Below are 7,022 nucleotides of genomic sequence, written 5' to 3' on the forward strand. Positions count from 1 at the left end.
CGGGCCTTGACGCGGGCGGCGCCGTCGCCTGGCGGGGCTCCTCGCTCGCGGATGCCTGGCCTCGGGCGGGCACGAGCGCACGCGCCACCATGAGCTCCAGGTGGATCCGCGGCGCAGTCGCGCCGGTCATCCCGTTGAGCGCGGTGTTCACGGTGTCGGCGACGCGGGAAAGCTCCGCGGGGGTGAACGCGAGGGACTGCTGGAACATCCGGTCCAGGGTGTCCTCGGGCACGCCGCGGAAGAGGGCGGCCGCCCCGTCGACGCTGGCTGCGTTCACGACGATGAGGTCGCGCAGTCGCTCAAGCAGATCCTCGACGAAGCGACGGGGGTCCTGGCCCACCTGGACGACGCGGTCCACGGCGGAGAAGGCCGCCGCAGCGTCGCGCGCGCCGAAGGCCGTGACCATCTCGTCGAGCAGGTCCTCGTGCGTGAAGCCCAGCAGGGCGACGGCCCGCTCGTAGTCCACGCGAGTCGCCTCGGAGCCCGCGATGAGCTGGTCCAGAATCGAGAGCGTGTCGCGGGCCGAGCCGCCGCCCGCGCGCACCACGAGCGGGAGCACGCCGGGGTCAACCTCGACGCCCTCGCTCGCACAGAGCGAGCCAACATAGTCGATGAGCTGGCCCGGCGGGATCAGCCGGAAGGGGTAGTGATGGGTGCGCGAGCGAATCGTGCCGATCACCTTGTCGGGCTCGGTCGTCGCGAAGACGAACTTCACGTGCTCCGGCGGTTCCTCGACGATCTTGAGCAGGGCGTTGAAGCCGCCCGCCGTAACCATGTGGGCCTCGTCGATGATGAAGATTTTGTAGCGGTCGCGCGCGGGGGCGAACACGGCCCGCTCGCGGATATCGCGGGCGTCGTCCACGCCACCGTGGCTGGCCGCGTCGATTTCGACCACGTCAAGGGAGCCGCCGCCGTCCCGGCTGAGATCAACGCAGCTCGGGCACACGCCGCAGGGGGTGTCCGTGGGTCCCTCCACGCAGTTCAGGCAGCGCGCCAGGATTCGGGCCGAGGTCGTCTTGCCGCAGCCGCGCGGGCCGCTGAACAGGTACGCGTGATTGACCCGGTTGTTGCGCAGGGCCGTCATGAGCGGATCGGTCACCTGCGACTGCCCGATCATCTCGGCAAAGGTTTCTGGCCGATAACGGCGATACAGTGCGGTAGCCACCCCTCCATGCTACCGCCGACCCCTGACCATCCACCCCGCGAATTCCGGCACCGGGGGCGCAGGTGGCCGGGGGCCGTCGCCGCGTGCGTGCCCGGCGTCTGGCGGACGGCCCGGATCGACGCCGCCGACACCGCCGACACCGCGACGGTCGTAGACTGACACCGAGCCAAGGAGGGCGAATGGCAGAGCAGCTCTTAGACAGCGCGGATCGCGACATCATCGATCAGCTGCGCATCGACGGACGAAAGTCGTTCAGCGAGATCGGCCGGGAGATCGGCCTGTCCGAGCCCACCGTGCGCCAGCGCTACAACCGGCTCGTCAAGCTCGGGGTCATGCACGTGGTCGGCATGTACGACGCGACCAAGATCGGCGGCATCACGGCGCACGTCGGCATCCGCGTCGTCGACGTGCCCGTCGCCCGGGTCGCCGAGCAGCTCACCGCGCACCCGCAGATCCTCTATGTGGCGTGCACCCTGGGCTATTACGACATCATCCTCGATGTGCTCGCCGCCGACGCCTCGGAGCTGGGCAAAATCGTGCTGCACGAGCTCCGCCGGATTCACGGGGTCTCCGAGGTGGAGACCCTCACCGTGCTCGAGGTCCGGAAGGACACCTACCTGTGGCAGGGCTTCCGGGACACCCCGGAGACGACCGCCTAGGCGTTCGGGTTACTCACCGACTGCCCCGCCACGCCCCGCAAGCCCTCCCAGGTGTAGTCCTTGGCGAGCGAGGTCACGATGATGGGCTGAATCGCGCCCACCCCGGGCTGTTGCCGGACCACGTCGAGCAGCTCGATGAGCTGGGCCTGGTCCCGGCAGGTCGCCTCCAGGTAGAGATCGTAGGACCCGGAGATCAGCGCGACGTGGTTGATCTGCCGAATCTGGCCGAGGTTGTCGGCGACATCGGAGGGGGTGAGCGCGCGCACGCGGATGAGCAGCCGGACGACCTGGTGGCCGAGGGTCAGGGCGTTGCAGATCGCGACGATCGTGATGATGCCGTCCTCTTGCAGACGATTGACGCGGGTGCGCACTGTGGACTGGGCGACGCCGATGTCGTCAGCCAGGGAGGTAAAGGAGCGGCGACCGTCTCGGGCGAGCAGCTCGATGAGCCGTTTATCCAGTTCGTCAGCCACAGCCGGTTCCTCCTCGCGCCGATGGTACGAGGATACCCCGCGGGCGACGACGCTCTCGCCGCCCGCGGGGTGCGGCCGCTTAGCCCCGGGCACTGGCCTCGGCGCGGCGTACCGCGGCAATCAGCTCGGCGTTATCCGCGGGGGCGGAGCCGTCGGGGAGGGTGAGCCCGTCCTCGAAACCGATCCGGGTCTCGTGCCCATCTTCAATCGCGGCGAAGACCACGGGCCAGACCGTCTCGTCGTAGCCGTGATAGAGCAGCGGCGCGGTGACCCCGGCGTCACGGAGCGCGGCGGCGATCTCCCGGCACGCGGCAACCGCTTCGGCCGGGTCCTCGGTCTCCGGTTCGATCAGGACACGGACGTTCCGCTGCAGGGAGGGGGCCGCGAGCAGCGCGGGCACGTCCGCCATCGACCAGACGGCGCTCTCGAGGATCATCCCCCGCTCCAACACCAGATCGGCCGCCTCGGCCGCCCCCTCCTCGCAGAAGGCGACGGAGGCAAAGTCCGGCAGGGCGTCCGCGGGCCAGGCCGCCAGGAACTCCATCCGCTGCGCGTGCGAGGTCACGGTCCACAGACCCGTGGTCGTGCCGATCACGATCGCGGGGTCGACGGCGCGCACGGCGCGGACCCAGGCCCCGATCGCGTCGGGGTGGATGCTCTGCCCACCGTCCTCGGTCCGCACGTGGGCGTGCACCACGTCAGCGCCCGCGGCGATCGCGCTGGCGCTGTCGCGAGCGATCTCCTCGTTCGTGAGGGGGACGGCGGGGTGTTCCGCGCGGGTGCGTCCGCCGTTGATGGCAGCTTTGAGCAGCATGAAGCAGGGTCCTTTCAAACCGGGGTGGGTGGGCGGGATGCCCGGGAGGGGCGGCGCGGGTACGCCGCCCCGAGAGAATTACTGGGGCTCGGTCAGCGCCAGCAGGCGGGCGACGGTGTCGCTCGCACCGGTCAGATCGCCCAGCCGGGCGCCCTCGCGCAGCTCGCGCACCAGATCCGGTTCCTCCGCGTCGTCCGCGAGCGCGACGTCGACGAGCGCTTCCAGGACGGCGACCGGAACAAACAGCACGCCGTTGGCATCCGCGAGCACCACGTCGCCGGGGTGCACGGTCGCGCTGCCGCAGCTCACGGGGAGGTTCACCCCACCCGCGTCGATGCCGTGCAGTTTCGTCGTGAGCATGCTCGTGCCGCGCGCGTGCACGGTGAGGCCGATCTGCGCAATTTCTTCGGTGTCGGTGACGCAGCCATCCACGATGGCGCCCGCGGCGCCGCGGATCGCCGTCTGGGCCGCGACGACCTCCCCGAGCGGGGCGTGCCGGAGGTCGCCCCCGGTGTCCACGACGAGCACGTGCCCCGGCTCGAGCAGCCCCGCGGCGTGGTGCAGCATCGTCGAGTCGGTGGCGGTCGTGCGCACGGTGAAGGCGGTGCCGATGATGCGTTCGGCGCCGACGATGCGGCGCATTCCCGCGTCGGCGAAGCCCTCCTCGAGGTAGTGGCCGAGGGTGGGGAAGCTGAGCCGGGAGAGCTTGTCCCGGAGGACGGGGTCGAGGGTGGGCGGGATCTCGCCGATCTGAGCGAACATTACTGGCCTTTCATGGTGAAGCTGGTGTCGATGCGCCGGTTGTTGAGCGCGGGGAGGATCTCGCGGGCGCGCCGCGTCCGATCCGGATCGATCTCGGCGAGCACGATGCCCTCGTCCTGGCCGTTCAGCCCGGCGACGGGCACCCCGAGGGGGTCGATGACCCGGCTCAGGCCGACCGTGTCGGCGCTGACCGTGCCGGAGGCGAGGAACCAGGCGACGTTCTCGATCGCGCGAGCCCGGGTGAGCACCGACCAGTGGTCTTCCTTTCCGGCCCCGGACACCCAGGCGGCGGACAGCGAGATCACGTCGGCGCCGCGCTCGGAGAGGCTGCGGAACAGCTCGGGGAAGCGCAGGTCGTAACAGTTCGCGATCCCCACCCGGAGCCCCTCGACCTCGATCACCGGGGGCAGATTCGTGCCGTGCGTGACGTAGTCGGATTCCCGGTAGGCGAAGGCGTCGTAGAGGTGCACCTTGTGGTAGCGGGCGAGTTCGGCCCCGTCCGGGCCGAAGGCAAGCACCGTGTTGAAGGGCACCGCCCCGTCCGGGTGCGGCTCGTAGCCGCCAGCGATGAGCGTGAGTCCGTGCGTCCGAGCGAGCTCGGCCAGTCCCGCCACGAAGGCGGGCCAGGCGTCCCGGAGCAGCTCGGGGAACTGCGGCTTGATCGCGTCATCGGCCAGCAGCATCGCTTCCTCGGGGAAGACGACGAGGCGGGCCCCCTGCGCGGCGGCGGTCTCGGTCAGGCGGGTGATGGTGGCAAGGTTCGCCTGCGGGTCGATGCCCGGGTTGGTCTGTGCGACGGCTATTTTCACGGGGTGCTCCTGTCTGGGTCGGTGGGCTCGCCCGCCGCGCGCTGCGGCGGCCGGCGTTTTTGGGCGCGGCGCATCGCCCCGGGGAGCGTGTGGCCCCCCGGAGGCGGTGCGCCGTGTGGAAAACGGCGGGGAACGGGTGCTAGCGGGTGACGATCCGGGCGTCTTCGGGGCGCCAACTCAGCCGGAGTTCGGCCCCCTCGGCAACCCCGGCCAGCTCGCGCTCGGCGTCGAGACTGGACACGGAGACCTTCCACACGCTCTCCCCCGCGCGGAGGGTGTAGTGCCACTCCTCGCCGAGGAAGGTCATGGTCTCCAGCCGGGCGGGGATGCCGGAGCCGTCGCGGGTCAGCGCGAGCCGCTCGGGGCGGAGCAGCAGCGTGCCCGGCATCGCCCGGTCTCCGTCCGCCGCGAGCACGCCCTCGACCGGTCCGACTCCCGCGACCTCCACGGAGACGCGGTCGCCGGCCGCCCCGGCGGGCGCGGTGACGTCGATCAGGTTGCAGCTGCCGATGAACCCGGCCACGAAGCGCGTCCCCGGCTGGTTGTAAATCGCCGTCGGGGTGTCGATCTGCTGCACGACTCCCTCGGACATGACCGCGATGCGGTCGGACATGGTGAGCGCTTCCTCCTGGTCGTGCGTCACGTAAATGAACGTGATCCCGACCTCGCGCTGCATGCGCTTGAGCTCGATCTGCATCTCCTTGCGGAGCTGCTGATCGAGGGCCCCGAGGGGCTCGTCGAGGAGCACCACCTTGGGGTTTGACACGACGGCGCGGGCCAGGGCGACGCGCTGGCGCTGCCCGCCGGAGAGCATGTCGGGCTTGCGCTCGGCGAGGTGCCCAAGCTTCACGAGCTCGAGTGCCTCGGTCGCGCGGCGCTCCGCCTCCGCCTTTGGGGTCTTCCGGACCCGAAGCTCGAAGGCCACGTTCTCGAACACCGTGAGGTGCGGGAACAGGGCGTAGCTCTGGAACAGCATGTTCAGGTCGCGATTGCGCGTGGGCACGCGGGTCACGTCCTGCCCGCCGAGCCGCACGACGCCGCCGGTCGGCGTCTCGAAGCCCGTGATCATCCGCATCAGCGTCGTCTTGCCGCAGCCCGAGGGCCCCAGGATCGAGAAGAACTCGTTCTCCCCGATGCTGAGGTCCAGGGGCTGGACCACGGTGTTGGTGCCGAAGGTCTTCGTGATCCCGTGCAGGGACACCGCGGGGGTGCCCGGGCCGCCGGCCTCGAGGGTTGCGCCGCCCTGGCGCTGCGTCTGCGTGTTCATAGCTCTCTTCTTGCTCCGCTGATTGGGGGTTGGTCCGGGCGCGGGTCCGTTAGGACGCCTTCACGCGCGTCCACCCGTCCTGGTAGAACTGCATGGCGGCGCCCGGGTCCACGATGAAGTCGGCGTTCTTCAGCTGCTCGTCGCTCGGGTACACCGCGGCGTTCTCCGTCAGGCCCTTGTCCGTGATGTGCTCCAGGGCCGCGGTGTTCGGGGAGGCGAGCCCACCGTCGTTCGTGGCCATCGCCGCGATCTCCGGCTTCAACAGGAAGTTGATGAACGCGTACGCGGCGTCGCTGTGCTTGACGCCCTTGGGGATGCTCAGACCGTCGACCCACATGCTGCCGCCCTCCTCGGGGATGACGTAGTGCACGTCGTCGTTTTCGGCGACGACCTTGGCGGAGTTCGTCCCGCCCCAGGCCTCGGCGATGCAGGCATCCCCGGAGGCGACCAGGTCGTAATAGTTCGTGGAGTTGTACCCGGCGAGCATCGGCTTCTGGTCGATCAGCGACTGGGTGGCTTTCTTGATCTCGGCCTCGTCGGTGCTGTCGGCGTCGAAGCCGTTCACCTGGAGCCCCGCGATGTAGGCGGCCAGCATGTTGTCGAGCATGTACGTCTTGCCCTTGTAGGAGTCGTCGAACAGCGACGTCCAGCTGGTGATCTCCTCGCCGCCGGTGCAGGTGGAGTTGTAGAGCAGGCCGGTGGTGCCCCAGACCCACGGCACCGAGTAGGCGTTGTCCGGGTCGTAGCTCGGGTCGAGGAAGGTCGGGCCGATGTTCTCGAAGCCCTCGACCTGCTCGTAGTCGATCTTCTCGAGCAGGTCCTGACCGACGAGCTGCTGGACGGCGTACTGGCTCGGCTCGATCAGGTCGTAGCCGGAGTTGCCCGCGGCAAGCTTGGCGATCATGGTCTCGTTGCTGTCGAAGTTATCGACGTTGACCGTGATTCCGGTCTCCTCGGTGAACTTCGCGTACACCGTGTCGGGGATTTCCCCGGCCCAGGCGTACACGTTCAGTTCGGTGGAGGGACCGTCGGAGGCGTCATTGCCTCCGCCGGAGCATCCGGTGAGTGCCAGC

General features: G+C 69.6%; 8 protein-coding genes. 1 reads left to right on the forward strand and 7 read right to left on the reverse strand.

Translation table 11 applies throughout. The features are described 5' to 3' along the window. Window positions 1–1,165 (reverse strand): DNA polymerase III subunit gamma and tau (locus OOT08_RS08055; RefSeq protein WP_325092086.1); only part of this gene is annotated, 1,165 nt, incomplete at its 3' end. 179 nt (window positions 1,166–1,344) lie between these two features. On the opposite strand from OOT08_RS08055, the gene OOT08_RS08060 reads away from it, so the two are divergent. Next, complete coding sequence (locus OOT08_RS08060; RefSeq protein WP_325092087.1) at window positions 1,345–1,824, forward strand: Lrp/AsnC family transcriptional regulator; 480 nt, start codon at window positions 1,345–1,347, stop codon at window positions 1,822–1,824. Here the strand turns inward: OOT08_RS08060 and OOT08_RS08065 are convergent. The 6 genes from OOT08_RS08065 to OOT08_RS08090 form a co-directional block, all read right to left on the reverse strand. Further along, window positions 1,821–2,297, reverse strand: coding sequence for an Lrp/AsnC family transcriptional regulator (locus OOT08_RS08065; RefSeq protein ID WP_325092088.1), 477 nt, complete (start codon window positions 2,295–2,297; stop codon window positions 1,821–1,823). The genes OOT08_RS08060 and OOT08_RS08065 overlap by 4 nt on opposite strands. Window positions 2,298–2,376: 79 nt before the next feature. Next, on the reverse strand, window positions 2,377–3,111 hold the full coding sequence (locus OOT08_RS08070; RefSeq protein WP_325092089.1) for a 3-keto-5-aminohexanoate cleavage protein: 735 nt from the start codon (window positions 3,109–3,111) through the stop codon (window positions 2,377–2,379). 78 nt (window positions 3,112–3,189) lie between these two features. Then, window positions 3,190–3,873, reverse strand: coding sequence for an RraA family protein (locus OOT08_RS08075; RefSeq protein ID WP_325092090.1), 684 nt, complete (start codon window positions 3,871–3,873; stop codon window positions 3,190–3,192). Beyond that, window positions 3,873–4,682, reverse strand: a complete 810-nt coding sequence (locus OOT08_RS08080; RefSeq protein WP_325092091.1) for a carbon-nitrogen hydrolase family protein — start codon at window positions 4,680–4,682, stop codon at window positions 3,873–3,875. The genes OOT08_RS08075 and OOT08_RS08080 overlap by 1 nt, the downstream gene beginning before the upstream one ends. 139 nt (window positions 4,683–4,821) lie before the next feature. Continuing rightward, window positions 4,822–5,949: an ABC transporter ATP-binding protein gene (locus OOT08_RS08085; RefSeq protein ID WP_325092092.1), complete on the reverse strand. Its 1,128-nt coding sequence runs from the start codon at window positions 5,947–5,949 to the stop codon at window positions 4,822–4,824. A 49-nt stretch (window positions 5,950–5,998) separates the two neighbouring features. Further along, the coding region (locus OOT08_RS08090) for an ABC transporter substrate-binding protein (RefSeq protein ID WP_442916196.1) at window positions 5,999–7,022 on the reverse strand (1,024 nt) is incomplete at its 5' end.

The organism is Leucobacter sp. M11, from assembly GCF_035726885.1.
Classification (GTDB): Bacteria; Actinomycetota; Actinomycetes; order Actinomycetales; family Microbacteriaceae; genus JAPFRB01.

Excerpts from the sequence above, each read along its gene's own strand:
- OOT08_RS08060 (WP_325092087.1), top strand. The coding sequence starts at position 1,345 with ATGGCAGAGCAGCTCTTAGACAGCGCGGATCGCGACATCATCGATCAG.
- OOT08_RS08070 (WP_325092089.1), bottom strand. The coding sequence starts at position 3,111 with ATGCTGCTCAAAGCTGCCATCAACGGCGGACGCACCCGCGCGGAACAC.
- OOT08_RS08075 (WP_325092090.1), bottom strand. The coding sequence starts at position 3,873 with ATGTTCGCTCAGATCGGCGAGATCCCGCCCACCCTCGACCCCGTCCTC.
- OOT08_RS08085 (WP_325092092.1), bottom strand. The coding sequence starts at position 5,949 with ATGAACACGCAGACGCAGCGCCAGGGCGGCGCAACCCTCGAGGCCGGC.